The sequence below is a fragment of the Nocardioides panacisoli genome (genome assembly GCF_039537325.1).
In the GTDB taxonomy this organism is placed as follows: domain Bacteria; phylum Actinomycetota; class Actinomycetes; order Propionibacteriales; family Nocardioidaceae; genus Nocardioides; species Nocardioides panacisoli.
Window position 1 is genome coordinate 101,943 of record NZ_BAABAH010000013.1, and the last position, 25,812, is coordinate 127,754.

The 25,812-nt window shown below is 71.8% G+C and carries 26 protein-coding genes, 1 tRNA gene and 1 pseudogene; 18 read left to right on the forward strand and 10 right to left on the reverse strand.

Annotated elements, in window-relative coordinates:
• The first annotated feature begins 44 nt into the window (after nucleotides 1-44).
• Complete coding sequence (gene phoU, locus ABD709_RS16480; RefSeq protein ID WP_344777387.1) at nucleotides 45-698, forward strand: phosphate signaling complex protein PhoU; 654 nt, start codon at nucleotides 45-47, stop codon at nucleotides 696-698.
• Between the two features lie 21 nt (nucleotides 699-719).
• Here the strand turns inward: phoU and ABD709_RS16485 are convergent, their stop codons facing one another.
• The 3 genes from ABD709_RS16485 to ABD709_RS16495 all read right to left on the reverse strand — a co-directional run bounded on the left by ABD709_RS16485 (nucleotide 720) and on the right by ABD709_RS16495 (nucleotide 3,152).
• The gene (locus ABD709_RS16485) at nucleotides 720-1,463 is read right to left on the reverse strand and encodes a phosphoglyceromutase (RefSeq protein ID WP_344777389.1); all 744 of its coding nucleotides are present in this window, start codon (nucleotides 1,461-1,463) and stop codon (nucleotides 720-722) included.
• A complete protein-coding gene (locus ABD709_RS16490; RefSeq protein WP_344777391.1) occupies nucleotides 1,463-2,101 on the reverse strand; it encodes a copper chaperone PCu(A)C in 639 nt (212 codons plus the stop codon). Before ABD709_RS16490 ends, ABD709_RS16485 begins: the two co-directional genes overlap by 1 nt.
• Before the next feature lie 67 nt (nucleotides 2,102-2,168).
• Nucleotides 2,169-3,152 carry a UbiA family prenyltransferase gene (locus tag ABD709_RS16495; protein ID WP_344777393.1) on the reverse strand — a complete coding sequence of 328 codons (984 nt, stop codon included), beginning with the start codon at nucleotides 3,150-3,152 and terminating at the stop codon, nucleotides 2,169-2,171.
• A 166-nt stretch (nucleotides 3,153-3,318) separates the two neighbouring features.
• Here ABD709_RS16495 and ABD709_RS16500 point away from each other — a divergent pair, with 166 nt between their 5' ends.
• Entirely contained in the window at nucleotides 3,319-3,804 is a 486-nt protein-coding gene (locus ABD709_RS16500) for a CarD family transcriptional regulator (RefSeq protein ID WP_344777395.1), read from the forward strand.
• A gap of 108 nt (nucleotides 3,805-3,912) precedes the next feature.
• On the forward strand, nucleotides 3,913-4,479 hold the full coding sequence (locus ABD709_RS16505) for a 2-C-methyl-D-erythritol 4-phosphate cytidylyltransferase (RefSeq protein ID WP_344777397.1): 567 nt from the start codon (nucleotides 3,913-3,915) through the stop codon (nucleotides 4,477-4,479).
• Here the strand turns inward: ABD709_RS16505 and ABD709_RS16510 are convergent.
• Nucleotides 4,469-5,155 carry an IspD/TarI family cytidylyltransferase gene (locus ABD709_RS16510; protein WP_344777399.1) on the reverse strand — a complete coding sequence of 229 codons (687 nt, stop codon included), beginning with the start codon at nucleotides 5,153-5,155 and terminating at the stop codon, nucleotides 4,469-4,471. The genes ABD709_RS16505 and ABD709_RS16510 overlap by 11 nt on opposite strands.
• A gap of 91 nt (nucleotides 5,156-5,246) precedes the next feature.
• Between ABD709_RS16510 and nirD the strand changes: the two genes are divergently transcribed.
• On the forward strand, nucleotides 5,247-5,615 hold the full coding sequence (gene nirD, locus ABD709_RS16515) for a nitrite reductase small subunit NirD (RefSeq protein WP_344777401.1): 369 nt from the start codon (nucleotides 5,247-5,249) through the stop codon (nucleotides 5,613-5,615).
• On the opposite strand, the gene ABD709_RS16520 is transcribed toward nirD, so the two are convergent.
• Both ABD709_RS16520 and ispF read right to left on the reverse strand, forming a co-directional pair.
• Nucleotides 5,591-6,565 (reverse strand): alpha/beta fold hydrolase, encoded by a 975-nt coding sequence (locus ABD709_RS16520; RefSeq protein WP_344777403.1) that lies wholly within the window; start codon nucleotides 6,563-6,565, stop codon nucleotides 5,591-5,593. The genes nirD and ABD709_RS16520 overlap by 25 nt on opposite strands.
• Nucleotides 6,565-7,077 carry a 2-C-methyl-D-erythritol 2,4-cyclodiphosphate synthase gene (ispF, locus tag ABD709_RS16525; RefSeq protein WP_344777405.1) on the reverse strand — a complete coding sequence of 171 codons (513 nt, stop codon included), beginning with the start codon at nucleotides 7,075-7,077 and terminating at the stop codon, nucleotides 6,565-6,567. The genes ABD709_RS16520 and ispF overlap by 1 nt, the downstream gene beginning before the upstream one ends.
• A 102-nt stretch (nucleotides 7,078-7,179) precedes the next feature.
• Between ispF and ABD709_RS16530 the strand changes: the two genes are divergently transcribed.
• The gene (locus ABD709_RS16530) at nucleotides 7,180-8,715 is read left to right on the forward strand and encodes a molybdopterin-dependent oxidoreductase (protein WP_344777407.1); all 1,536 of its coding nucleotides are present in this window, start codon (nucleotides 7,180-7,182) and stop codon (nucleotides 8,713-8,715) included.
• Nucleotides 8,712-9,461 carry an SDR family NAD(P)-dependent oxidoreductase gene (locus tag ABD709_RS16535; protein ID WP_344777409.1) on the forward strand — a complete coding sequence of 250 codons (750 nt, stop codon included), beginning with the start codon at nucleotides 8,712-8,714 and terminating at the stop codon, nucleotides 9,459-9,461. Before ABD709_RS16530 ends, ABD709_RS16535 begins: the two co-directional genes overlap by 4 nt.
• A gap of 87 nt (nucleotides 9,462-9,548) precedes the next feature.
• On the opposite strand, the gene ABD709_RS16540 is transcribed toward ABD709_RS16535, so the two are convergent.
• On the reverse strand, nucleotides 9,549-10,817 hold the full coding sequence (locus ABD709_RS16540) for a C39 family peptidase (RefSeq protein ID WP_344777411.1): 1,269 nt from the start codon (nucleotides 10,815-10,817) through the stop codon (nucleotides 9,549-9,551).
• A gap of 97 nt (nucleotides 10,818-10,914) precedes the next feature.
• Between ABD709_RS16540 and cysS the strand changes: the two genes are divergently transcribed.
• From cysS to ABD709_RS16570, 6 genes are all read left to right on the forward strand, one after another.
• Nucleotides 10,915-12,309, forward strand: coding sequence for a cysteine--tRNA ligase (cysS, locus tag ABD709_RS16545; protein ID WP_344777413.1), 1,395 nt, complete (start codon nucleotides 10,915-10,917; stop codon nucleotides 12,307-12,309).
• Nucleotides 12,309-13,274 (forward strand): 23S rRNA (guanosine(2251)-2'-O)-methyltransferase RlmB, encoded by a 966-nt coding sequence (gene rlmB / locus ABD709_RS16550; protein ID WP_344777415.1) that lies wholly within the window; start codon nucleotides 12,309-12,311, stop codon nucleotides 13,272-13,274. Before cysS ends, rlmB begins: the two co-directional genes overlap by 1 nt.
• Complete coding sequence (locus ABD709_RS16555; RefSeq protein ID WP_344777417.1) at nucleotides 13,271-13,888, forward strand: cation diffusion facilitator family transporter; 618 nt, start codon at nucleotides 13,271-13,273, stop codon at nucleotides 13,886-13,888. Before rlmB ends, ABD709_RS16555 begins: the two co-directional genes overlap by 4 nt.
• 23 nt (nucleotides 13,889-13,911) lie before the next feature.
• Entirely contained in the window at nucleotides 13,912-15,060 is a 1,149-nt protein-coding gene (locus ABD709_RS16560; RefSeq protein WP_344777419.1) for an acyl-CoA dehydrogenase family protein, read from the forward strand.
• Between the two features lie 72 nt (nucleotides 15,061-15,132).
• Nucleotides 15,133-15,630 carry a carboxymuconolactone decarboxylase family protein gene (locus ABD709_RS16565; protein ID WP_344777455.1) on the forward strand — a complete coding sequence of 166 codons (498 nt, stop codon included), beginning with the start codon at nucleotides 15,133-15,135 and terminating at the stop codon, nucleotides 15,628-15,630.
• Between the two features lie 118 nt (nucleotides 15,631-15,748).
• A tRNA-Gln gene (locus tag ABD709_RS16570) sits at nucleotides 15,749-15,827 on the forward strand.
• A 53-nt stretch (nucleotides 15,828-15,880) separates the two neighbouring features.
• On the opposite strand, the gene ABD709_RS16575 is transcribed toward ABD709_RS16570, so the two are convergent.
• Entirely contained in the window at nucleotides 15,881-18,103 is a 2,223-nt protein-coding gene (locus ABD709_RS16575; protein ID WP_344777422.1) for a hypothetical protein, read from the reverse strand.
• A 261-nt stretch (nucleotides 18,104-18,364) separates the two neighbouring features.
• Here ABD709_RS16575 and ABD709_RS21470 point away from each other — a divergent pair.
• From ABD709_RS21470 to ABD709_RS16585, 3 genes and pseudogenes are all read left to right on the forward strand, one after another.
• Nucleotides 18,365-18,430, forward strand: a pseudogene (locus ABD709_RS21470) (zinc-ribbon domain-containing protein); the annotation flags it as partial.
• 51 nt (nucleotides 18,431-18,481) lie between these two features.
• The gene (locus ABD709_RS16580; protein WP_344777424.1) at nucleotides 18,482-19,939 is read left to right on the forward strand and encodes a hypothetical protein; all 1,458 of its coding nucleotides are present in this window, start codon (nucleotides 18,482-18,484) and stop codon (nucleotides 19,937-19,939) included.
• A 73-nt stretch (nucleotides 19,940-20,012) separates the two neighbouring features.
• Entirely contained in the window at nucleotides 20,013-21,623 is a 1,611-nt protein-coding gene (locus ABD709_RS16585) for a phospholipase C (RefSeq protein WP_344777426.1), read from the forward strand.
• A 6-nt stretch (nucleotides 21,624-21,629) separates the two neighbouring features.
• Here ABD709_RS16585 and dtd read toward each other — a convergent pair whose 3' ends face one another.
• Nucleotides 21,630-22,055 carry a D-aminoacyl-tRNA deacylase gene (gene dtd / locus ABD709_RS16590; protein WP_344777428.1) on the reverse strand — a complete coding sequence of 142 codons (426 nt, stop codon included), beginning with the start codon at nucleotides 22,053-22,055 and terminating at the stop codon, nucleotides 21,630-21,632.
• A gap of 61 nt (nucleotides 22,056-22,116) precedes the next feature.
• On the opposite strand from dtd, the gene ABD709_RS16595 reads away from it, so the two are divergent.
• Both ABD709_RS16595 and glmU read left to right on the forward strand, forming a co-directional pair.
• On the forward strand, nucleotides 22,117-22,515 hold the full coding sequence (locus ABD709_RS16595; protein WP_344777430.1) for a VOC family protein: 399 nt from the start codon (nucleotides 22,117-22,119) through the stop codon (nucleotides 22,513-22,515).
• 92 nt (nucleotides 22,516-22,607) lie between these two features.
• Nucleotides 22,608-24,071: a bifunctional UDP-N-acetylglucosamine diphosphorylase/glucosamine-1-phosphate N-acetyltransferase GlmU gene (gene glmU, locus ABD709_RS16600; protein ID WP_344777432.1), complete on the forward strand. Its 1,464-nt coding sequence runs from the start codon at nucleotides 22,608-22,610 to the stop codon at nucleotides 24,069-24,071.
• 11 nt (nucleotides 24,072-24,082) lie between these two features.
• On the opposite strand, the gene ABD709_RS16605 is transcribed toward glmU, so the two are convergent.
• The gene (locus ABD709_RS16605; RefSeq protein ID WP_344777434.1) at nucleotides 24,083-24,586 is read right to left on the reverse strand and encodes an LppU/SCO3897 family protein; all 504 of its coding nucleotides are present in this window, start codon (nucleotides 24,584-24,586) and stop codon (nucleotides 24,083-24,085) included.
• A 234-nt stretch (nucleotides 24,587-24,820) separates the two neighbouring features.
• On the opposite strand from ABD709_RS16605, the gene ABD709_RS16610 reads away from it, so the two are divergent.
• A complete protein-coding gene (locus ABD709_RS16610; RefSeq protein ID WP_344777436.1) occupies nucleotides 24,821-25,801 on the forward strand; it encodes a ribose-phosphate diphosphokinase in 981 nt (326 codons plus the stop codon).
• The last annotated feature ends 11 nt before the right edge of the window (nucleotides 25,802-25,812 follow it).

Consider the following 25,812-nt stretch of genomic DNA (forward strand, 5'->3'; position numbering starts at 1 on the left):
CCGGGGCACCCCGATCGGTCAACTCTTCGCTCTAACCTCCAGCCATGCGCGAGGCCTTCCACGACCAGCTCGATGCCATCTTCGACGACCTCGCCGGGATGTGCGGCCAGGTCGAGACCGCGGTCAGGGAGGCGAGCCGCGCCCTGATGGAGGCCGACCCCGAGGTCGCCGAGCAGGTGATCAGCGCGGACGCGCAGATCGACCTCGCCCGCGAGCAGATCGAGGAGAACGCGTTCAGCCTGCTGTCGCTGCAGCAGCCGGTCGCGGGCGACCTGCGCACCGTCGTCGCCGCCCTCCGGATGGTCAGCGAGCTCGAGCGGATGGGCGACCTGTCCGTCCACGTCGCCAAGATCGCGCGGCTGCGCGTGCCCGACCTCGCCGTGCCGGAGGAGATCCGGGCAATCTTCGTCCGGATGGCCGAGGTCGCCGAGGGCATGGTGGGCAGGCTGCGGACGGTGATCGCCGAGCGCGACGCCGGGAAGGCGCGGGTGGTCGGCGCGATGGACGAGGAGATGGACCACCTGCGCCGGCAGAGCTTCGCGCAGGTGCTCGGCGGCAACTGGAACCACAGCGTCGAGGCCGCGGTCGACGTCGCGCTGCTCGGCCGCTACTACGAGCGGATCGCCGACCACGCCGAGTCGGTCGCCAACCGGGTGATCTACGTCGTCACGGGGGAGAACCCGGCCCTCGAGGGCTGAGCTCCGGCCCGGTCCCGCGGGCTACCGGCCCTGGTTCGCGACCGCCGCGGCAGCGGCGGCGGCGGCCTCGGGGTCGAGGTAGCGACCGCCCGGGACCGTCGGGGCGAGCTGGTCGTCGAGCTCGTAGACCAGCGGCATGCCGGTCGGGATGTTGAGGCCCGCGATGTCGGTGTCGCTGATCTGGTCGAGGTGCTTGACCAGCGCGCGGAGGCTGTTGCCGTGCGCCGCGACCAGGACGGTGCTGCCGGCGCGCAGGTCCGGGACGATCGACGCCTCCCAGTAGGGCAGGAAGCGGGCGATGACGTCCTTGAGGCACTCCGTCCGCGGCAGCTCCTCGCCGAGGTCGGCGTACCGCGGGTCCCCGACCTGGCTGTACTGGTCGTCGTCGGCCAGGGGCGGCGGGGGCGTGTCGAAGGAGCGCCGCCAGAGCATGAACTGCTCCTCGCCGTACTCCTCCAGCGTCTGCTTCTTGTCCTTGCCCTGCAGCGCGCCGTAGTGCCGCTCGTTGAGGCGCCAGGACCGGCGGACCGGGATCCAGTGCCGGTCGGCGGTGTCGAGAGCGAGCGCGGCGGTGTTGATCGCGCGGCGCTGGAGCGAGGTGTGCACGACGTCGGGGAGTACGCCGGCCTCGCGCATCAGCTCACCGCCGCGCACCGCCTCACCACGGCCCTTCTCGGTCAGGGCGACGTCGACCCAGCCGGTGAAGAGGTTCTTGGCGTTCCACTCGCTCTCGCCGTGGCGGAGCAGGACGAGGGTGTGGGTCATCACTCGCCCTCGCTGCCGGAGGACGGCGCGCTCTCCTGGTCGCTGCAGGTGTAGAGGTCGCCGGCCGAGCTGTCGCTGCTGGCGGACTCGCTCGAGCTCGGGGACGCCGACTCCGAGGATCCGGACGCGGAGGCGGACGCCGACGCGGACGGGGTGGGCACGGCGGTGTACTGGTAGCAGTTCTTGACGACCGGCACCTCGAGCTGAGCCTTCTCGCCGTCGGCGAAGGCGAACTCCAGCGACAGCACGTCGCCGGCCTTGAAGTCGCCGGTCACCGGCAGGCCGCCCTGGGCGGACAGGCTGACGGCCGTGTCGGCCTTGATCTCCAGCGGCTGGAAGCCGATGGTGAACGCGCTGCCGTCGGTGTTCGTGATGCCGGTGAGGCTCGCGGACCCGTCGGTCGAGTCGTTGTCGACAGACCCGATCACCCGGCCCTCGCCCGCGGCCGACGAGAGCACGCGGATCCCGAGCAGCTTCACGTCGCCGTCGCGGTAGTTGGCGCCGGCCGCGAGCTGGTTGATGCGGTTGGTGGGGAAGTCGTCGGCCCCACCGCAGGCGGACAGCGTGGCGCCGAGCGCCACCGTCAGGAGCAGCGCCCCCAGGAACTGGTGCCGTGCGTTCGAACGACGGTGAAGCATGTGCGGCAGGCCTCCGCTGATCGGGTGGGGTCAGGGCGGCCACACTCTAGCGGCCGCGGCCGGGGTGCTAGCGAGAGAGTCCGTCCCGTACGCCGAACACCCCCAGCAGCACCACGATCACCACCGTGTAGAGCGTCGACAGCATGAGCAGCCGGGTCGCCCCGATCTTCATGCCGAGCTTGAGCGGGAGGTAGGTCCAGCCCTCCGCGTGGTCGGCCACGAGGCCCCAGACCGAGCGCAGGAAGTGGATCCCGATGCCCAGCAGAGCCGCGAGCACGGTGATCGAGGTCTCCGGCGGGTTGCCCAGCGCCTGGCCGCCCCAGCCGCCGTAGGACAGGTACGCCGGCAGCATCGCGAACGACACCGCCCACGACCACCACGAGAGGAAGCCGGTGCGGAAGAGCACGTTGCCGAGCATCCCCACCGCGACCGAGCCCATGTAGATGCAGCCGGCGGTGATGCCGGTCGTGACCGCGAGCGGGAGCAGGACCCAGAAGGCCGCGATGATGGCGTACCAGACCGTGCCGGCGTCCAGCCGCCCGTCGGCGACGGGCTTGCCGGCGACCTGGTTGTCCTGGTCCTTGCGGCGGTCGACCACGTCGTTGTGCCAGCCGAGGATCGCCTGGCCGACCAGCACCGTGCAGACGATGACGCCGACCTCCTTCGCCGAGCGGCCGGTCAGCACCGCGACGCCGCCCACGCACAGCGCTGTCAGCACGGCCTGCTTCGGGTGGGTGGTCTGGAACAGCAGGAGCGGGGTCCAGGACCTCAGCGAGAACCGACCGCGGGCGGCGCCCAGGTCGCGGACCGAGGAGCCGGCCGGCGTGGTCGGCTCCGGCTCGTCCACCGCCCCGGACCCGGCGTCGTCCTCGACGTCGATCGTCGGGTCCTCCTCGAGGTCGTCCTCGAGCTCCTCGTCGGCCTCCTCCGCGGGCTCGTCGCCGGGCTCGTCGACGGGATCGTCGACAGCCACGCCGGCCGCCTCCTCGGCTGCCGGCTGCACGTCCTCCCCGGAGGTGCCGCGTCGTCGTCCGCGCTGCAGTCTCACCATGGCCGCCAGTATCGACCACGTCGGGCAAATCACATCGATACTCGCCCGTGGAACACATCCCGACCCGGCTGTCAAGATCACGATTGCGGCGCTGACCTGCGGAAACGCTTCCTGAGGGATTCCTGAACCGTGGTAGGATGAACGCCTAGGAAGGGGTTCATCACATATGACTTTCACCGTCGGCGAAACGGTCGTCTATCCCAATCACGGGGCCGCAGTCATCGAGGACATCGAGATGCGGAAGATCAAGGGAGAGGAGCGCCAGTACCTCGTTCTGCGGATCGTGGCTCAACAGGACCTCGTGGTCCGAGTCCCTGCAGACAACCTGGATCTGGTCGGAGTACGGGACGTCGTCGACAAGGAGGGCCTCGACCGCGTGTTCGGCGTCCTGCGCGCTGAGCACGTCGAGGAGCCGACCAACTGGTCGCGCCGCTACAAGGCGAACCTCGAGAAGCTGCACAGCGGCGACGTGATGAAGGTGGCCGAGGTCGTGCGCGACCTGTGGCGCCGCGAGCGCGACCGCGGGCTCTCCGCGGGCGAGAAGCGGATGCTCGCCAAGGCCCGCCAGATCCTCGTCTCCGAGCTCGCTCTCTGCGAGAACACCAACGAGGACAAGGCCGAGACCATCCTCGACGAGGTCCTCGCCTCCTGATCACCGCCGAGCCGGCAGAAACTCCGCCCTCCGGGCCCGAGTTTCTGCCGGCTCGACGCGTTGTGGGGCCAAGTTCCTGCCGACTCGACGGGCCTCTAGGTTGAGAGCGTGACGGTCGACCCCTACGACGTGCCCGCATCCGGCCTCGTCATCGACGAGGACCGCGGCCACCTGCCCTACCGCCTGGTCCACGGCGAGGCGCTGGTCGCCGCCGCGGCGTGGGCGGCCGGTGCGGCCGGTGTCGACCTGCTCGACCAGACCACGCCCTGGGAGGTCGCCGCCGAGCGCGGCAGCCCGGTGCTGCTGCACGACGCCCTCTGCCCGATGACCCCGCCGGACTTCCTCGCCCGCTGCGTGGAGATCGCCGAGGCCCGCGACGTGGTCGTCGTCGGGGTCCGGCCCGTGACCGACACGGTCAAGGAGCTCCACGACGGCCGGCTCGGGGCGACCGTGGACCGCGACCGGCTGGTCTCGGTCTGCTCGCCGATCGTGCTGCCGGCCCGGGTGGTCGCCGACGTCGACGGGCTCCCCACCCGTGACTTCGTCGCGCTGCTGGCGTGGCTGCGGTCGGCGTACGACGTCGAGATGGTGGAGGCGCCCGCCGCCGCCCGCCGGGTCGCCTCCGACGACGACATCCGGTTGCTCGAGGCGATGACCGGACCCGTCAGTCGTTGAGCAGCGCCTCCGCGAGGGCGATGTCCTCGGCGTAGGTGACCTTGAGGTTCGTCGGCCCCGCCGGCACCGCGACGACCGGCAGGTCGCTGTAGCGCGCCAGGCAGCCCGCCGTGTCCGTCGCGTCGAAACCATCGGCGTCCGCCGCCCGGTAGGCGTCCAGCAGCGGCCGTGCCCGGAACGCCTGCGGCGTCTGCACGCCGACGACCGGCCCGTCGGGGAGCGCGGGCGATCCCGGGTCGCGGTCGGCGAGAGCGGGCAGGTCGAGGGTGGGTACGGCGGCTCCGTGCTCGCGCGCCGTCTCGATCACCCGCGTGAACAGCTCGGCGCCGGCCAGCGGCCGGGCCCCGTCGTGGATCGCCACCACGTCGATGTCGCCGGCCTCGACGGCGGGTGCGAGCACGGCGAGCGCCGCGTCCTCCGACGCGTGGCGGGTCTCCCCGCCGTCGACGAGCAGCAGCTCCCGGTCGCCGAGCAGCGGCGCGACCTCCCGCTCGAGCGCGGCCCGGTCCGCGGCCCGGCCGACGAGCACGAGGGTGCGGACGTCCGGGACCTCGAGCGCCGCCTGGATCGACCACGCCAGCAGCGGTCGGCCCGCCAGCGGCAGGAGCACCTTGTTGGTCTCCGCCCCGACGCGGCTGCCGCTGCCGGCGGCGAGGACGACGATCGCGGCAGGCATGGGGAGACGGTAGCCGGTCGAGAGGAAGCGTTTTCGTGCGCGTAACACGGCGAAACGCCGGCGAGAACAAGGCCGCCCTACGTTCCTCGGCATGACGGGTCGGTCGGGTCCGACGGAGGAGTGGCAGCCGGTGTGCCGGCTGGCCGAGCTCGAGGTCGCGCGCGGCGTGACCGCGCTGGTGCACGGGCAGGCGATCGCGATCTTCCGGGGGCCGGACGACGAGGTCTACGCGCTCGGCAACCACGACCCGTTCGCCAAGGCCGGTGGCAGCGGGATCGCGAAGGGGATCGTCGGCGTACGGGACGCGGTGCCGTTCGTGGCCTCACCCGCGCACAAGCACGCCTTCGACCTGCGGACCGGCCGCTGCCTGGAGGACGCGCACGTGATGGTGCCGGCGTACGACGTCAGGGTGGTCGAGGGCGTGGTGCTGGTCGGTCACCGCAAGGTCGACGCGGCCTGAGTCCCGGCCCGGCCGGGACGCACGAGCTGCTCCGCCGCCTTCGGCGTGGCCGACGAGGCGGCAGCGCGGTCGATGATCGCGAACAGCTCGTCGGTGACCAGGTGCGGCCGCTCCAGGGTGAGCATGTGGCCGGCGTCGGGGGCGACGAGCATCCGGGCGCCGCTGATGCTCGCGGCGATCCGGCGGGCGTGCGGCGGCGGGGTGAGCAGGTCGCGGCTCCCGACGAGAACGGTGGTCGGGACGCCGTCGAAGGCCCGCAGGACCGCGGCCCGCTCGTGGGTCATCATGTTGCGGTAGAAGGCCGACATCGTCGCCGGCGGGCAGTTGATGATCTGGTCCACGACGAGGTTCATGTCGCGCTGGTGCTTCGGCTCGCCGAACAGGAACCGCCGGGTGACCTGGCGCTCGATCAGCGGGATGCGCTGCCGCTGCCGGCGGGTGAGCGTCCTGGCGCGGGTGGCGAGCAGGAACGGGATCCGGTTGCGCATCGCCTTGCCGAGGACCTCGGGGAAGCCGAGGGTGACCGTGTGCAGCCGGCCGCACGAGGTCGCCACGAAGAGCAGGCCGGCGACCCGCCCGACCAGGTCGGGTCGCTCCTCGGGGAGCGCGCTGATCGTCATTCCGCCGATCGAGTGGCCGGCGAGGACCAGCGGGCCGGTCGGCACGAACTGGTCCACGACGGCGCCGAGGTCGCGCGCCAGGTCCGCGATCGTGCACCCGTCGGCGGGCGCCGGGTCCGAGCGGCCGTGGCCGCGGTGGTCCCAGGTGACGATCCGGATGTCGTGGCCGTACTGCGCCAGCAGGTCGTGCACCTGGTAGTGCCAGTCCGCCTCGTCCGCCGTCCAGCAGTGCGCCAGCAGCACCGTCAGCGGCGCGTCGTCGCGGCCGCGGACGGTCACGTGCAGGGACAGGCCGTCGTGCGTGGCGAGCCGGTGCGCCCTGGTGCCCATCAGCTGTCCCCCCGCGCATGGACCAGGGCGGTCGCGACGGCGGCCACTCCCTCGCCCCGGCCGGTGAGTCCGAGGCCGTCCGTCGTCGTGGCCGACACGCTCACCGGCGCACCGGCAGCCTCGGTGAGCGCCGCCTCGGCCTCCGCGCGCCGTAGGCCCAGCCGCGGGCGGTTGCCGATCACCTGGACCGCGACGTTGCCGATCTCGAAGCCGGCGGCGCGGACCCGGCGCGCCGTCTCGGAGAGGAGCACGGCGCCCGCGGCGCCGGCCCACTCGGGCTCCGAGGTGCCGTAGTTGCTCCCGAGGTCGCCCAGCCCCGCGGCGGATAGCAGCGCGTCGCACGCGGCGTGCGCGGCCACGTCGGCGTCGGAGTGGCCCTCCAGCCGGTGGTCCTCGTCGGGCCAGGTCAGGCCGGCCAGCGCGAGCGGCGGGTCGTCCGCACCCCGCTCGACCAGGCGGTGCACGTCGGTGCCGATCCCGACCCGCGGCACGCCGTACGAGGTCCCGTTCACGGTCCCGATCATGCCGGACACCACGGGCGCCGCTCACGCCGTCCGCGTTTCGTAAGGGTGTTCGGGCACGTCCTCACCCGGCCGTGGGACAGAATCGGCCGGGTGAGGACCTCGCGAGGCTGGTGGGCGATCTCCGGCGTCGTGGCCGGTGCGCTGGGCCTCGCGGTGAGCTATGTGGTCGCCGGGCTGCTGCACGTGCGCGAGTCCCCGGTGGTCGCCGTCTCCGAGGGCGTCGTCAAGCTGACCCCGGGCGTGGTCGTCGAGTGGGCCATCGACCACTTCCAGCACAACGACAAGCTGGTCTTCACGATCGGCATGTTCGTCCTGCTGACGGTCGTGTTCGGCCTGATCGGCTGGCAGGCCCGGCGCCGGTGGTGGCTGGCCGTGTCGGCGTACGTCGTGCTGGCGGCGATCGGCGGCTACGCCGTCTACGTGAAGCCCGGTGGCACCGGCGCCGAGCAGGTACCGGTCGTCGTCGGCCTGCTCGGCTGGGTCGTCGCGATGGCGGTGCTCGCCGAGTGGCTGCGCCGCTGGGAGCTGATCGAGGCGAGCGACGAGCCCTCGGACGAGCCCACGCACAGCCGGCGGTGGTTCTTCACCGCGCTCGGCGTCACCGCCGGCGTCGCGGCGGCCGGCTGGGGGCTGGGCCGGATCACGACCAGCGGCCGGCGGCGGGTCGAGGAGACCCGGCGGCTGCTGCGCCTGGACAAGGTCACCGACGCGCCGGTGCCGAAGGGGGTCGAGATCGGCGTGGACGGCGTCGCGCCGTGGCAGACACCCTCCTCGACCTTCTACCTGATCGACACCGCCTTCACGAAGCCCACCATCGAGCCGAAGGACTGGACGCTGCGGATCCACGGGATGGTGGACCGCGAGATCACGCTGACCTACGACGACCTGGTCTCCCGCGAGATCACCCAGGACTGGATCACGCTCAACTGCGTCTCCAACCCGGTCGGCGGCGACCTGGTCGGCAACGCCTGGTGGAGCGGCGTGCGGCTGGCGGCGATCCTCGCCGAGGCCGGACCGCAGGAGGGCGCGGACGCCGTGCTGCAGACCTCGGACGACGGCTGGACGTGCGGTACGCCGCTCGCGGCCCTGACCGACGACCGCAACGCGATGCTGGCGGTCGCGATGAACGGCGAGCCGCTGCCGGTCGAGCACGGGTTCCCGGTGCGCACGATCGTGCCGGGGCTCTACGGCTATGTCTCGGCGTGCAAGTGGGTCGTCGACATGGAGGTCACCCGCTACTCCGACTTCACCGCCTACTGGACCAGCAAGGGCTGGTCGGAGCAGGGCCCGGTGAAGATGGCCTCACGCATCGACGTGCCCGGGGACGGCGGGAGGGTCGACGCCGGCGCCGTCGTCTTCGCGGGCGCGGCGTGGGAGCAGCACACCGGCATCGAGCGGGTCGAGATCTCGGTCGACGGCGGCGCCTGGGCCGAGGCGGACCTGGCGCGCGTTCCCAACGACGACACCTGGGTGCAGTGGCGGGTCGAGATGGACGTCGAGGCGGGGGACCACCAGGTGAAGGTGCGGGCCGTCGACAAGTCGGGCCAGATCCAGACCGGGGTCCAGGCGGACGTGGTGCCGAACGGCGCGACCGGCTGGCACACGATCGGGTTCACCGCGTCATGAGCAGGGAGCTCGCCGGCGACTTCGCCGGGCTGGCCGGGGGCGCGTTGGTCGTCGGCGGCTCGGGCGCGATCGGCCGCGCGATCGCCACGATGCTCGCGGAGCGAGGCGCCCGGGTCGCCGTCACGCGGCGGTCGGCGCCCGCGGAGGACGGGCTCACGTCGTACCCGCTGGACCTGACCGACCGTCCTGCCGTCGCGCCCGTCCTCGCTCAGGCCGCCGAGGACCTGGGCGGGCTGCACACGGTGGTGTACGCCGCCGGGCCGCACGTGCCGATGGTGCACCTGTCCCGGGTCGCGCCGGACGCGATGGCTGACCAGCTCGAGGCCGATGCGGCGGGGTTCTTCGCCGTCGCGGCGGCCGCCGTGCCGCACCTGCGCGAGAGCCGCGGCTCGCTGGTGGCCGTCACGACCGCGGCGACGACGCGCTTCCCCGTCCGGGACGGGCTCTCCTCGGCGCCGAAGGCGGCGGTCGAGGCGATGGTGCGGGGGCTGGCGGTCGAGGAGGGGCGGTTCGGTGTCCGGGTGAACTGCGTCGGGCCCGGGATGCTGACCGACGGCATGGCGGACCGGCTGATCTCGTCCGGGGAGCTCTCGGAGTCGGCGCTCGAGATCACCCGGGGCAACATCCCGCTGCGGACCTTCGGGTCGGCGGTCGACGTCGCCGAGGCGGTGTGCTTCCTGGCTTCGCCGCGGGCGGGGTTCATCAGCGGGCAGAAGCTCGACGTCGACGGGGGCTACGGGGCGTAGCTTCGCTCGCCGAGTCGGCTCAAGCTTGAGCCGACTCGGCTCGCGACCCTGCTCGCTGCGCTCGCGGGACGCTCTGCTGCTTGCGTGCTACCAGTTCGAGTGCTTGCCGGGGTGGGGGAGGGGGTGGGCCTTGTCGTGGATGACGTAGGCCATGCCGCCGGAGGCGTCGAGCCAGACCTTCTCGAACTGGCCGCGGTCGTAGGTGCGGCGGACGCCGGACTTGGTGGCGGCGGCGGGGTCGTTGACGACGGGGTCGCCGTTGTCGCGGAAGCCGACGATGACGACCAGGTGGCCGTTGGAGGAGGAGATCGGGGCGCCGTCCAGCTCGCCGGGGCCGAAGGCGATCGAGGCGACGACGGGGATGCCGGCCTTCACGAGCTTCTCCGCCTCGGCGAGGGAGCGGAGCCGGGTGACGAAGGCCTTGCCGGCCAGCGGGGCGGCGTACGCGGTGTTGAACGGCCAGTTGCCCGTGCCGTCGTAGTCGTGGTCGTAGGTCGCGCGGGCGGCGTAGTCGACCCACGGGGCGGGGTCGCTCGACGGGACCCAGGTGTAGCGCTTCGCGGCGGGCAGCGCGTCGTAGTAGCCGAGCACCATCGAGGTGGAGGTGGGTGAGCACCAGGCCTCGCCCCCGCCGCCGTAGGCGGGGAAGTGGCCGACGTGCGCCATCTGCGAGTAGCGCGGCACCGGCAGCACCTTGCCGCGCGCGACGCCGGGGGCGGAGGTGGGGCCGGCGTGGTCGGGGATGCGGGAGGCCATCGCGGTGGCGAGGTCGAGGCTGGGGGTGGCGGCGGTGCCGGTACGGCGCATCAGCTCCAGCCGCAGCTGGTAGTCCGCGAGGCCGTCGGTCACCCAGGTGTCCACGTTGACGGTCGTGCCGTCGTCGGGCTGGCCGGAGACGCTGCTGCGCTTCAGGTGCAGGTGGCCGGCCTTCCAGCGCGCCATCAGGTCCCAGCTCGTCGCGTCGCCCGACGCGGTGCGGCCGCGCACCTCGACGCCGATCCAGGTGTCGCCGTCGGTCAGCGCCGACCAGGACGGGATCAGGTTCTGGAAGGAGAAGCCGGGCTCGACCCACGGCGACGTCCAGGTCGCTCGGTCATAGCTGCGGCCGGCGTACGACGTGGTGCCGGTCGCCTGGTCGAAGACCAGCCTGCCGCCCTGCACCGCGGTGCCGTCCAGGCTGCCCTGGCGCCACTGCGCGCCCGAGTCCCAGGTGTGCAGCCGGATGCTCCGGTCGCCGCCCGAGCCGGCGCGGGCCGACACCGGGTGGTGCGGCCGGGCGTCGGCGGGCGCCGCGGCCGGCACGGCGACCGCGGCGGTGGCGAGCACGGTCAGGAGGGGAAGAGCGACACGTCGCATGCGGTCGACGGTACGTCACTCCAGTCACTCGAGTCACAACGTTCCGGCGGGTGTCGTGGATGCGGGCCCGACGTACTCCGATCCCTAGACTTGCCCGGTGACCTTCAGGCTCTACGACACCCAGACCCGCGAAGTCCGTGACTTCGTGCCCCTCGTGGAGGGCGAGGCGGGTCTGTACGTGTGCGGCCTGACCGTGCAGAGCGAGCCGCACGTCGGGCACGTCCGGTCCGGCGTCAACTTCGACGTGCTGCAGCGCTGGCTGCGCCACCTGGGCTACCGGGTCACGTTCATCCGCAACGTCACCGACATCGACGACAAGATCCTGGCGAAGTCGGCCGAGCAGGGACGCCCCTGGTACAACCTCGCCTACGAGATGCACCGCCAGCTCGACCGGGCGTACACCGCGCTGAACGTCGCCGCGCCGACCTACGAGCCGCTGGCGACCGGGCACGTGCCGGAGATGATCGAGCTGATCGGCGAGCTGATCGGTCGCGGCCACGCCTACCCGGCGGAGGACGGGACCGGTGACGTCTACTTCGACGTGCGCTCGTGGCCGTCGTACGGGGAGCTCACGCACCAGGGCATCGACGACATGGCGGCCGCCGAGGACGCCGACCCGCGGGGCAAGCGCGACCCGCGCGACTTCGCGCTGTGGAAGGGCTGGAAGAAGGAGACCGAGCCGGAGACCGCCGCGTGGCCGTCGCCGTGGGGTCCCGGCCGGCCCGGCTGGCACATCGAGTGCTCGGCGATGGCCGGGAAGTACCTCGGTCCCGCCTTCGACATCCACGGCGGCGGCGTGGACCTGCGGTTCCCCCACCACGAGAACGAGCAGGCCCAGTCCCGTGCCGCGGGGCGCCCGTTCGCGACGTACTGGATGCACAACGCGTGGATCACCACCGCCGGCGAGAAGATGAGCAAGTCGCTCGGCAACTCCTTGACGATCCCCGCCGTGCTCGAGCGCTATCGCGGGATCGAGCTGCGCTACTACCTCGTCGCCGCCCACTACCGCTCCCACGTGGAGTTCTCCTTCGAGGCGCTCGACGAGGCGGCCGCTGCGTTCCGGCGGATCGAGAGCTTCCTGGAGCGGGCCGGCGCCGCGCCGGCGGGCGAGCTGCCGCATGCGTTCGCCGACGCGATGGACGACGACCTCGGTACGCCGGCCGCGACCGCCGTGCTGCATGACCAGGTCCGCGAGGGCAACCGCCGGCTTGCGGCCGGCGAGGACGTGGCGTCGGTGGTCTCGGGCGTCCGCGCGATGCTCGACGTGCTCGGCCTCGACCCGAGCGACCCGGCCTGGGTCGGCACGTCGCGGAACGCCGACGACAAGCTGACCAGCGCCGTCGACGCGCTCGTCGCCGGGCTCCTGGAGGAGCGGGCCGCGGCCCGCGAGGCCAAGGACTGGGCCCGCGCCGACGCCCTTCGCGACCGGATCAAGGCCGCCGGTATCGAGGTCACCGACACCCCTGACGGACCTACCTGGACGGTTGGCTGATGCCCGGTAACTCCTCGCGCCGAGGCGCGATCCGCAAGACCAGCAAGAAGCCGGCCGCCGGCTCGGGCGGGCGCGTCAAGCGCGGCCTCGAGGGCAAGAAGGCGACGCCGCGCGCCGAGGACCGCGTCTACCACAAGGCGCACAAGGCCAAGCAGGCCAAGGAGTCGGCCGCGAAGAAGGCGGGGAGCCGCGGGCCGCGTCGCCGTACCTCGTCCGAAGCGGAGTGGATCGCCGGCCGAAACCCGGTCGTCGAGGCGCTGCGCGAGCGGGTGCCGATCACGTCGGTGTACGTCGCCGAGGGCGCCGAGCGCGACGGCCGGCTGCGCGAGACGTTCAAGCTCGCAGCCGAGCTCGGCGTCGGCCTGCTCGAGGTCAGCCGGGGCGAGCTCGACCGGCTCACCAACGGCGCGGTGCACCAGGGGCTCGCGGCGAAGATCCCGGCCTACGAGTACGCCCACCCCGAGGACCTGCTCGAGGCCGCGGCCGAGAAGCGCGAGGCGCCGCTCGTCGTCGTCCTCGACGGCGTCACCGACCCGCGCAACCTCGGCGCGATCGTCCGCAGTGCCGCAGGGTTCGGCGCGCACGGCGTGGTGATCCCCGAGCGCCGCTCGGCCTCGATGACCGCGTCGGCCTGGAAGACCTCTGCCGGCGCGGCCGCGCGGATCCCCGTCGCGCAGGCGGGCAATCTGACCCGGCAGCTGAAGGCCTACCAGGATGCGGGCTGCTTCGTCGTGGGCCTCGCGGCCGACGGCGACCTGACGCTGCCGGACCTCGCCGCCGACGCCGACCTGGTCGGCGGCCCGCTGGTGGTCGTCGTCGGCTCCGAGGGCGACGGCCTGTCCCGGCTCGTGAGCGAGACGTGCGACCACCTCGTCTCGATCCCGATGGCGAGCGGCCTCGAGTCGCTCAACGCCGGCGTCGCCGCCTCGGTCGCTCTCTACGCCATCAGCCAGGCCCGAGGGTGACCCAGCGCCGACGGATCACGGTGGTCCTGGCGCTGAACCTGGTGATGATCGCCGGCCTGGTGGTGGCCGGCCTCGCCGCGCACTCGATCGGACTCCTGTCCGAGGGAGGCGACTTCCTCGCCGACTCCGCCGCGCTCGGGCTGGGAATGCTCGCGATCCACCTGCGCGACCGGCACCGCAACCGGGCGGCGACGACGTGGGTCGCGCTCGTCAACGGCGTGTGGCTGCTGGTGCTCTCGGTGGGCCTCGCTGTCGCCGCAGTCCGCCGGCTGGTGTCCGGCAGCCCCGAGGTGCACGGCTGGACGGTGCTCGTGGTGTCGGCGATCGCAGCCGTGGCGATGCTGGCCGCCGCTCTCCTCCTCGGCGCCGACGCCGCCAGCGAGGACCTGCACATGCGGTCGATCCTGCTCGACACGATCGCCGACGGCGCGGCGGCGGCCGTCGTCGCGGTCGTCGGGCTCGTGATCGCCCTTGCCGACCGGTGGTACTGGCTGGACTCCGCCGCGGCCCTCCTCGTCAGCGCGGTGGTGCTGCTCGCGGTGGTCAACCTGCTGCGCGACGTCGTGCGGGCGCTGCGGGCGGGCACGACGTACGAGCCCAGCCTCGACGACTGATCGCCGCGACCTAGGGTGGGTCCATGGGCACCGAGGTGGAGCGGCTGCTGCCGACCGACGAGGCGCGGGAGCTGCTGGGTCTGGCGCGGGAGATCGCGGCCAAGGAGCTGGCGCCGAAGGCCGCCGAGGCCGAGGAGCGCGCCGAGTTCCCCGCCGCGGCCTACGAGCTGCTCGGCCGCTCGGGGCTGCTGAGCCTGCCGTTCGCCGAGGAGCACGGCGGCGGTGGCCAGCCCTACGAGGTCTACCTCCAGGTCGTCGAGGAGATCGCCACCGCCTGGCCCAGCGTGGGCGTCGGCACCAGCGTGCACAGCCTCACTGCGACGGTGGTCGCCGCGAACGGCAGCGACGAGCTCGTGAAGACCTGGCTGCCGCGGCTGCTCTCGGGCGACTGGCTCGGCGCCTACTGCCTCTCCGAGCCGCAGGCCGGCTCCGACGTGAGTGGCATCAGGAGCCGGGCGGTCCTCGACGGCGACGACTACGTCGTCGACGGCGTCAAGCAGTGGATCAGCAACGGCTCGTGCGCCGACTACTACATCCTCTTCGCCCGCACCTCGCCCGACCCGAAGCGCGGCCTGTCCGCGTTCCTGGTGCCGGACGGGACCGAGGGCATGTCCTTCGGCGCGCCTGAGAAGAAGATGGGCCTGCACTGCGACGTCACGACGCAGGTGCTCTTCGACGGTGCCCGGATCCCGGCCGACCAGCTGATCGGCGAGGAGGGCGCCGGGATGCGGGTGGCCCTCTCGGCGCTGGACGCCGGGCGCCTTGGCATCGCCGCCGTCGCGACCGGCATCGCCCAGGCGGCGCTGGCCCATGCCGTCGACTACGCCCGCGAGCGCGAGCAGTTCGGCCGCCCGATCGGGGACAACCAGGGCCTGCAGTTCATGCTCGCCGACATGGCCTGCGACGTCGAGCGGGCCCGGGCGACGTACCTCCACGCCGCCCGGCTCAAGGACGCCGGCCGCCCGTTCTCGCGCCAGGCTTCGATAGCCAAGCTGACCGCCACCGACGCCGCGATGCGGGTGACGACGGACGCGGTGCAGGTGCTCGGCGGCAACGGCTACACGCGCGAGTATCCGGTGGAGCGGCTGTTCCGCGACGCCAAGGTCACCCAGATCTTCGAGGGCACCAACCAGATCCAGCGGATGGTGGTCGGTCGCGACCTGCTCCACTGAGTGGCGGTACGTCGTACGCTGCCGCCATGGTGAAGAGGAACGCGTTCTACTTCGGAGGTCGCGGTGGCTGACATGTTCATCGACGTGCCGGAGGGCAAGGACCCGATCCTGTACGTGTGGGGTGAGCTGGTGCCGGGGATCGGCCCCGCCGCCTCCGCGTTCGCCATGAGCGTCTATGAGCACGGCACGCTGGGGCTCCGGGAGTTCGAGTCGGCGCGACTCCGGATCGCGCAGCTCAACGGCTGCCTGTTCTGCCAGGACTGGCGCACCGAGCGGGACGGCCAGAAGGTGGAGGAGACGTTCGCGCAGGCCGTCGAGGAGTGGCGCACAACTCGTGACTTCGACGACCGGACCAGGCTCGCAGCCGAGTACGCCGAGCGGTACGCGCTCGACCACCACGGCCTCGACGACGAGTTCTGGGCCCGGATGCGGGCGGCGTACGACGACCGCGAGATCGCGGAGCTGACGATGTGCATCGGGTCCTGGCTGTCCTTCGGCCGCCTCAACCGGGTCCTCGGCCTGGACGTGGCCTGCGTGCTGCCGAGCCACGTGGTCGGGTCGGGCCGCTGATCGGGCGCGACCTGCCGCGGTGATCCGCGCCCTGGTGCCACAGCGCCGGTGTGGCGCGCTGTCTGGTCTGCCGGCCCCGGGCGCCGCCGGCACAGCCGGGCCCTAACCTGTACTTCGATCCCCGGTTGGTCTGCCGGCAGGGCCCGCCTGACTTTGAATCAGGACTAGCGACGTAGGTTCGACTCCTACCCGGGGAGCTCGTGCGGCTCGCCGGTCCGTCCGCAGGACGGACCGGCGAGCGTGGTGCCGGTCAGTGCACCCGGACCCGGCAGATCGGCGAGTCGGTGGTCACCGAGTCGACGACCTCGGTGCGCAACCGCCACGTGCCGCGGTGGTTCGGGTGCAGGCGGAACCGGTAGTGCCCGCGGGCGTCGAGGTGCGCCGTGCCGAGCAGCACCGGGCCGCGGTGCCGGAGCCGGTAGAGCGCGACCTCCGTGCCGGCGCCCGGCTCGGAGTAGGCCCCCTTGACCCGGAGGCGCTGACCCAAGGTGAGGCGGTGCCGCGAGACGTGCTCGGTCAGGGTCTGCGTCGTCGCCGGGACGACCGTCACCGATGCCGCGGGGGAGTGCGAGGCGTCGTACGCCGAGTCGCCCGCGAACACCCACTGGTAGGTGGTCGTCTCGGAGGGACTCACGGTCACCTCGACCTTGCCGGAACCGTCAGTGGTCGCGGTGCGCACCGTCGTCCAGGTCGTGCCGCCGTCCGTGGACGCGTCCAGCCGCACCGTGCGGCCGGACACCGCGGCGGAGCCGGTGGTCACCAGCTTGCCGTCGACCGTCGCCGAGCCGCCCGCCGTGATCGATGCGGGGTCGCTCGCGATGCTGAGCGTGGTCGGGGAGGTGCCCGGGGTGGAGACGGTCACCCCCGCGATCACCGACGTCGAGGGGTCGTAGGTGGCGTCGCCGTCGAAGGTCCACAGGTAGAACGTCGAGACTGTCGGCGTGACCGTGTGCGAGGCGTGCCCGGACGCATCCGTCGTCTCATGAGCGACCGTCGTCCACGTCACGCCGCCGTCGGTCGACGACTTCAGGGTCAGCGTCCGTCCGGAGACAGCGGTGGAGCCGGCGTGCAGGTAGCCGGTGACGGTCGACGAGCCGCCGGCGACCACCGTGTCGGGCGTCGTCGTGATGCCGAGGGCGCTCGGTGTGGTGTCCGGGGCGGACACGGTCACCCTCGCGACGGCCGACGACGACGGGGTGCTCGTGGTGTCGCCGTCGAAGACCCACACGTAGGAGGTCGACACGCTCGGGTGCACGGTGATGGACGCGCGCCCGGAGCCATCGGTGGTCGGGGTCCCGATCACTGTCCAGGTCGCGCCGCCGTCCGCAGTGGACTTGAGCGTCACGTGCTGCCCGGTGAGCAGGCCGCCGTCGTCGACGCGGGTCAGCTGCGTCGAGAGGATGCTGGACCCGCCCGATGCGATGCTCGTGGGCGAGGCGTCGATCGAGAGCGCGCTGGTGCGCCGGACCGTCACGGTGGACCACGTGCTCCAGGTCGCCGGGTACGGCGGTTCGTCGCCGGCGTGCGCGCATCGGTACACGGTGTCCCGCACGGGGTGCACCGTGAACTGGAACTTGCCGTCGCTCAGCGTCCGCACGTCCTGGTAGCTCCCGAACCTGACTCCGCCGTCGGTCGACTCGTCGAGGAAGATGTGTGCTCCGGCGATCGGCGCTCGGGTCGCGGTGTCGACCATCTGGCCGTTGATGTGGGTGCTGCCGCCCTCGTCGATCGTCAGGTCGACCGGGCCGCACGTCACCGTGGCGGCCCTCGGCGTGACCGTCACGGTCGCGTTGGGCGAGGTCGCCGGCGCATTCGCGATGTCGCCCGGCCAGCGCCACTGGTACACGGTGGTGGTCGTCGGAGAGGCGTTCACCGACGCCTGGCCGGCACTGTTCGTGGTCGGGGTGATGCTGAGCGTCCAGGTGTGCCCGCCGTCGGTCGAGAACCACAACGAGACCGGCGCGCCCGGGATCGCAGCATGGCTGTCGGTTTCGGTGAGCGTGGTCGAGATCGCGGTGTGGTCGCCCGCAGTGAGGGTGGTCGGAGTGGCGTTGATCGTCAGTCCGGTGGTGAGCCGGACCGTGACGGTGAAGGCGGCCGACTCGTGCGTGACAGGGATGCCACCGCTGACGTAGGTGTAGCGGCACCGGAACATCGACGTCCGGGTCGGGCTGATGTCGGTGTGGAAGTTGCCCGCGCTGTCCGTGGTCGCGGAGCCGACCGATGTCCATGTCGAGCCGCCGTCGGTGGACCGGAACACGCCGACGGTCGCGGACGCGATCGGCGTACCGCCGTCGTTGAGGTTGCCGCGGACGGTCGTGTGCCCGCCCTCGTCGATCGTGGTCGAGTCGGGACTGCACGAGATCGCCGGTGCGGCGAGCGCTGGTGCCGCGGGCAGCGCGACGATCGCCGCCATGGCGACCAGCGCGAGCACCACGGCTCTCACGGAGAGGTGGATCGATGGGAGCTTCATGGCCGTCCTCCAGGCTGGGACCCGCCGCGGTCCGGCGGGAGTTGGTGGCAGCGTGCGCGTAAGAGGCCCGAGCGGTAATCGGGTGAATTCCTTACGCAACGCCTGATCAGCCTGCGGCGGGACCGGTGGACCGGGCATCGGGGTGGCACCCCCATGTTTGGCGCGGGCCGCGGCGCCCTCAGCCGTTTACCTTCGGCCGGGGAGGGCACCGGGGGGACACCGATCTGCCGGTACTTCCGCCTGACAGACAGGACCTATGCGATGAATCGGTGTACGAACTGCGGCGCAGAGAACGCGGAGGGCTCGCACTTCTGCGGATCCTGCGGTCTGGCGTTCACCGCGCCCGCTACCGCGCCGCTGTCGGGTGCTGGACCGCAGGTGAGCCCGTCGTCACCCCTGCCGCCCCCACCGCCCGCGGCCCCTCCTGCGCAGGCGCGTCCGATCCTGCCGCCCGCGGGCGAGCCCGTCGGCAACGCGATGCCGTCGATCGACTGGCGACGCGTCCTCACCGGCAACTGGCTCGGCGCAGGCCTCACGGCGGTTGTCGCGCTGGGCGCCGCAGCAGTCGTGTCGGCGCTCGTCGCGTTCCTCAGCGCGGACCACTTCGACCTGAAGAGCGCCATCGGTCTGACGGCGCTGCTGACTGAGGCGTCGTTCGGCGCCGACGTGGTCAGCGGAGCGGGCGCGGTCACCACGTCTGTCGGCCAGTACCCGCTGCTTGCCACGTTCGTCGCGCTGGGCGCCGCCGCTCTGGTCTTCCGCCGGGTCATCAGGGCCTACCCCGACATGCCCTCGGCTCTTGGGGACGCCGTGCGTGCCAGCCTGATCCTCGCGGTGCTCCTGACGCTGGGCGCGGTGGTGACCAACATCGTCGAGCCGGACCTGCGTGGATACACCAGCGACGACGACTCGCTGGCCTCGGCCGGCTCGCTCACGGACTATCTCGCCAGCTCGGGGGCCAAGGCCGGCCTCGGTGACTTCAGTGGCAAGTCGCAGACGTCCGTCGCAGGCGCGATCTTCCTCGGATTCCTCCTCCTGCTCATGACACTCGTGCTCGTCGCAGTCGCACGCCGGGCAACCCTCGATGGCGTCTGGCTGAAGGTGCACGAGTGGCTGGCGGCGCCGGTGGCCGGGCTCGCCGCGATCGCCGTCGGTCTCTGCGTGGCGGGCCTCGTCTACATCGCTGCGGTCCTGGTCGGTCACGACGACGCACGCGACTTCACCAACATCGTCGGGATGATCGCGGCGCTCCCTGCCCTGGGGATGCGCGTGGTCGGTCTCGGGTTGGGCGCACCGTGGGGCGCGTCGACCGACTACAAGAAGGAGCACGAGGAGGCGATGTCCCACATCGGCGGCTTCGCCGACGATCACGGGGGCCTGTTCTGGATCAGCATTCCTGTCGCGCTCGCGCTCGCCGGGCTCGCCGTCTGGACCGTCGTGCGGCAGTCGGCCGATCGCAGAGCGGTGCTCCGCAACGTGCTGGTCTACCTCGGCCTCCTGGTCGTCGCAGTGCCGCTGCTCGTGCGGGTGTCGAACTTCCACCTCAGCTATGGGCGCAGGAAGGACGTGGCGACGTTCTTCCTCGGGCTCGGCGGGGCGCAGACCACCGCTCTCTTCATCCTTGCGAGTGCGGTGATCGGAGCCGTCGTGCTGCTGGCCACCGGGGGCATCGACGTCGACGCCCTGAGGGCACGGGCCGGCACGCTCCAGCGCAACCCGGCGAGCGGCCCCCATCCCGGCTCCTCGGTGCCCCCGCCGCCCCCGCCATCGAGCCAGGCTCCGCCGGCGCCGCCGTCGGCACCGACCGAGCCGCCAGGGACGCGGCCGCGCGAGTAGGGCGCCGCAGCCGTATCGACGAGATCTCGCGAAAGCCCCCTGACCGAGGGGCACCGTACCTACTGTGGCGAGCATGGCTTCCACGCTGCGGCGCTCGGCAGCGACCTCGGCACTGGCCGCGACTGCAGCGCTCTCCCTGACCAGGCTCGCGACTCCAGCCGAGGCGGGGCCGGCGCCCGGGACGGCACCGCACAATGCCAGGGCGACAGCGACGCAGATCGAGCACGTCGTCGTGCTGTTCGGCGAGAACATCTCCTACGACCACTACTTCGGCACCTACCCCAGGGCGACCAACCAGGACGGCGTGCCGTTCCACGCCGCGAAGGGGACCCCGTCGAACCACAACGTGGTGACGGATCACCTGCTGCACGGCAACCCCAACTCGCGCGACCCGTTCCGGATCGCGCCGAGGCACGCGCTGACCTGCGACCAGAGCCACGCCTACGGAGACGAGCAGAAGGCCTACAACAACGGCCACATGAACCGTTTCGTCCAGACCACCTCGAAGGGGCCCTGCGGCAACGGCCTGTACGGCGTCGCCGGCATGACGATGGGCTACTTCGACGGCAACACCGTGACGGCGCTGTGGAACTACGCGCAGCACTACGCGATGTCCGACAACAATTTCGGCGCGACGTTCGGCCCGTCCACGCCGGGCGCGCTGAACCTCGTGTCCGGCCAGACCCACGGCGTCGTCTCGGTCGACCCGCAAACGGGATTGCAGACCGCGGTGCCGGACCCGTCGGTCGTCACCTCGCCGGACGGCTCCGGTGTCGGCACCGTGATCAAGGACCCCGAGCCCTTCTACGACGACTGCTCCAACAACAACGGGAAGGCGCACAGCAACCTCGCCGTCATGACCGGTCCCAACATCGGCGACCGGCTCAGCGCCCAGGGAGTCACGTGGGGCTGGTTCCAGGGCGGGTTCACCGCGGACGCGCCGTACGACGGGACGAGCCCGGTCACGTGCACGGCCGGGCACAAGAACATCGGCGGCCACCGGTCGGGGGACTACAGCCCGCACCACGAAGGCTTCCAGTACTACGCCTCCACGGCCAACCCGCACCACCTGGAGCCCGCCGACGTGAACGAGGTCGGCCACGACGGGCCGGCCAACCACAGCTACGACCTGTCCTGGTTCACCAAGGCTCTGAACGCCGGCAACCTCCCCGCCGTCAGCTACCTCAAGGCGCCGGCCTACCAGGACGGCCACGCCGGCTACTCCGACCCGATCGACGAGCAGCACTTCTACGTCAAGTACGTCAACGCGATCATGAAGTCGCAGTACTGGGAGAACACGGCTGTCTTCATCACCTACGACGACTCCGACGGCTGGTACGACCACGTGGCGGCACCGGTCAGCAACGGCTCGAACGACCCGGCCCAGGACCAGCCCTGGTGCTCGTCGGGCCCCGCCCCCGCGAACGGCTACCTCGACCGGTGCGGCCCCGGCCCACGGCTGCCGCTGCTCGCGATCTCACCGTACGCGAGGAAGAACTTCGTCTCCCACGACCTCAGCACCCAGGCCTCGCTCATCAAGTTCATCCAGTACAACTGGGGCCTCGCGCCGATCGGCGACGGCTCGTTCGCCGACGGCGCGCCCAACCTGACCTCGCTGTTCGACTTCAACCGAACGCGTGTGCTCGAGCCGCTGATCCTCCGCCCGAACGGCTCGGTGAAGTAGCAGCCCTCAGCGCTCGAGCAGGACCGTGAACGGTCCGTCGTTCACCGACGCCACCTCCATGGCGGCACCGAACACACCGCGCTCGACGTGGGTGCCGAGCCGCTCCAGCTCGGCGCACACGGCGTCATAGAGCGGCTCGCTCACCGGACCCGGGGCCGCGGCGGCCCAGGTCGGCCGCCGGCCCTTGCGCGCGTCGCCGTACAACGTGAACTGGCTGACGACGAGCACCGCGGCGCCGGTCTCGGACGCCGAGCGCTCCTCGCGCAGGATCCGCACGTCGCGGATCTTCCGTGCCATCCACGCAACCTCGTCCCGGCCGTCGCCGTGGGTGACTCCGAGATAGACCAGGAGGCCGGGAGAGTCGATCGCCCCGACGACCTCCCCGGCCACGGTGACCGACGCCGACGTGACCCGCTGGACGACCGCACGCATGGCGAGAAGTCTTGCCGATATCCCGTTGTGGCGTGGACCCGGACCGCGCGAGGGTTGGGTCGTGACCTCGACGATCTCGCACACCACGATCGACTGCCGCAACGCCTATGAGCTCTCCGAGTGGTGGAAGCCGGTGCTCGGCTATACCGACCTGCCCGACGACCCGAACCTTCCCGGTCACGTCGAGTGCATGATCGTGGACCCCGGAGGCGCCGGCCCGCGGCTGCTCTTCATCGAGGTGCCCGAGGCGAAGTCGGTGAAGAACCGGGTCCACCTCGACGTCCGGCCCACCGACCGGACTCGCGACGAGGAGGTGGCGCGGCTCCTCGACGAGGGTGCGACCCAGGTCGAGGACCATCGCGGCATCCGCGGCGACGGCACGGGATGGGTGACGCTCGCCGACCCGGAGGGCAACGAGTTCTGCGTCCTCCGCTCCCGCGCCGAGGTGGAGTCCGCCTGACCCCGTCGGCGGCGGGGCCGCCGGGCGCAACGGTAAAGAAATGATCCTCCGCGGCTCGGGACCGGCCGGGGACTGGCCGTAGTCTCGTCGTCATGGCCGACCAGCTGACCGTCATCGTGCTCGCCGCGGGTGGTGGGACCCGGATGAAGTCCAAGACGCCGAAGGTCCTCCACCGGGTCGCGGGGCGCAGCATGGTCGGCCACGTCCTGCACGCCGTCAGCGCGACGAAGCCCGGGTGCGTCTGCACGGTGGTCGGCCACCAGCGCGAGGTCGTCGGCCCGCACGTGACCGAGCTGCTGCCCGACGGCGTGCTCGCGGTCCAGGAGGAGCAGCTCGGCACCGGCCACGCCGTACGGGTCGCGCTCGACGCCCTGACCGCGGCGGACCGGATGCCCGAGGCGGGCACCGTCCTGATCGCGTACGGCGACACGCCGCTCCTGCAGGGCGACACGCTGCGTGACTTCGCCGCCCAGCACGAGGCCGCCCAGGCCGCGGTGAGCATCTTGTCCGGCATCGTGGCGGAGCCGTTCGGCTACGGCCGGGTCGTGCGCGACGACGACGGCGAGGTGCTCGCGATCGTCGAGGAGAAGGACGCCACCGTCGAGCAGCGGGAGATCACCGAGATCAACTCGGGCATCCTCGCCTTCGACGCGGCCTTCCTGATCGACGCGATCAAGCGCATCGGCAACGCCAACGCGAAGGGCGAGTACTACCTCACCGACTCCGTGCAGCTGGCGCGTGAGGCCGGCCTGACCGTCGCGGCGCACCCGATCGACGACGTCTGGCAGACCGAGGGCGCCAACGACCGCGCCCAGCTCGCCTCGCTGGGGCGGGAGATGAACCGCCGCATCGTCGACCGCTGGATGCGCGACGGCGTCACCGTGATGGACCCCGCCACGACGTGGATCGAGAGCGACGTGCAGCTCTCACCGGACGTGACGATCCTCCCGGGCACGCACCTGCTGGGCGCCACCGTCGTCGGCGAGGACGCCGTGATCGGCCCGGACACCACGCTCCAGGACTGCGAGATCGGCGAGGGCGCGCGCGTCGTGCGGACCCACGCGCAGCTCGCGGTCGTCGACGCCCGCGCCAACGTCGGGCCGTTCTCCTACCTGCGGCCCGGCACGCACCTGGGTGCCGACGGCAAGATCGGCGCGTTCGTCGAGACCAAGAACGCCCGGATCGGCGCTGGGGCCAAGGTGCCGCACCTGTCCTACGTGGGCGACGCCGAGATCGGCGAGGGCACCAACATCGGGGCGGGCACGATCTTCGCCAACTACGACGGCGTGGAGAAGCACCGCACCAAGGTCGGCCGGCATGCGCGCACCGGCTCCAACAACACCTTCGTGGCGCCGGTCGAGATCGGCGACGGCGCCAGCACCGGCGGCGGCACCGTCGTACGACGCAACGTCCCGCCGGGCGCGCTCGCCGTCAGCTCCGGGCTGCAGCGCAACATCCCCGGCTGGGCCCAGTCACGCCGCTCGGGCACCCCGCAGGCAGACGCAGCAGCGGCCGCGGCGTCCGGCGCGGAGCCGGACGACACGGCCGCTGACTGACGGCGGTCGGGTCAGGAGACCGCGACCGCGCAGAGCTTCGTGTCGCGGGTCTTGTTGGCCACGCCCTGGCTGCCCTTCGGGCACTGGCCGCCGGCGCTGTCGAGCACCGCGGTGATCTTGACGACCGTCGACCCGTCGGTGGCGGGCGAGCAGGCGACCTTCTCGTCCGGGTCGTTGATGCCGTTGATCTTGACGCAGTCGCCGGCCTCGACGTCCCAGGCCAGGCAGAGGTCCGCGGCGTCCTTGCCGGTCACCGAGATGGTGTAGCTCAGCTCGGTGTCGTCGCACGAGCCGTTGTCGGACACGACCTTGTAGAGCACGCCGTCGGCGCCGCAGGTCGCCTCGTCCGCGTTGGCGTCGGTGCTGGAGCCGCTGAGGGTGACGCACTTGCCGACGTCGGGAGCATCCGCCTTGGCGCCGAGGAAGCCGATGCCCCATCCGGCTCCGAACTTGAGTGCGACGACGACCAGGACGATCACCAGACCGCCGACGCCGCCCACGATGCGCTTGAGCATGTCTGCCTTTCCCCCGAGAGGCCGCTGCCCGGTGCGACGGCTCGGCCGCAACCTAGCGGAGTTGCGCCACTCGGGACCCCGAATCCGGCTTTGTGCAGCGGCCGGCGGGAGCAGGTGACCGGCTGGTGAACGCGCCGCGTCTCACCGGGAGTCACTCCGGGTTGGGGCTCACCGTGCCGACACGGCAGAATCCGTGCTGTAAACCACTCCGGCAAGCCAGGGGGCGACGGACGCGTGACCGGACTGAAGCGGACCACCGAGAAGAACCTGATGGTCTTCTCCGGCCGGGCCCACCCCGAGCTCGCCGACGAGGTCGCGGCACTGCTCGACCAGCAGCTCGTCCCGACGCAGGCCTACCAGTTCGCCAACGGCGAGCTCTACGTCCGGTTCGAGGAGTCGGTGCGCGGGTGCGACGCGTTCGTCATCCAGAGCCACACCACCCCGATCAACGAGTGGATCATGGAGCACCTGATCATGGTCGACGCGCTCAAGCGCGCCTCGGCCAAGCGGATCACGGTGGTCATGCCGTTCTGGGGCTACAGCCGTCAGGACAAGAAGCACCGTGGCCGCGAGCCGATCTCGGCGCGCCTGGTGGCCGACCTGTTCAAGACGGCGGGCGCCGACCGGATCATCACCGTCGACCTGCACGCCGACCAGCTCCAGGGGTTCTTCGACGGCCCGGTCGACCACCTGATGGCGCTGCCGCTGCTCGCCGAGCACATCAAGTCCAAATACGGCGAACAGCCGCTCGCGGTCGTCTCGCCCGACGCCGGTCGGATCAAGGTCGCCGAGCGCTGGTCGTCCCGGCTCGGCGGCGCGCCGCTGGCGTTCATCCACAAGACCCGCCGCACCGACGTGGCCAACGAGGTCGTCGCCAACCGCGTGGTCGGTGAGGTCAAGGGCCGGATCTGCGTGCTGACCGACGACATGATCGACACCGGCGGCACGATCACCAAGGCGTGCGAGGCGCTGATCGCCGACGGCGCCGCGGGTGTCGTCATCGCCGCCACCCACGCGATCCTCTCCGACCCCGCGGTCGACCGGCTCAAGAACTGCAGCGCCACCGAGGTGGTCATCACCAACACGCTGCCGGTCCCGCCGGAGAAGCAGTTCGACAAGCTGACCACGCTGTCGATCGCGCCGCTGGTCGCGCGCGCGATCCGCGAGGTGTTCGAGGACGGCTCGGTCACCTCGATGTTCGACGGGCAGGCCTGACTCTTAACTTT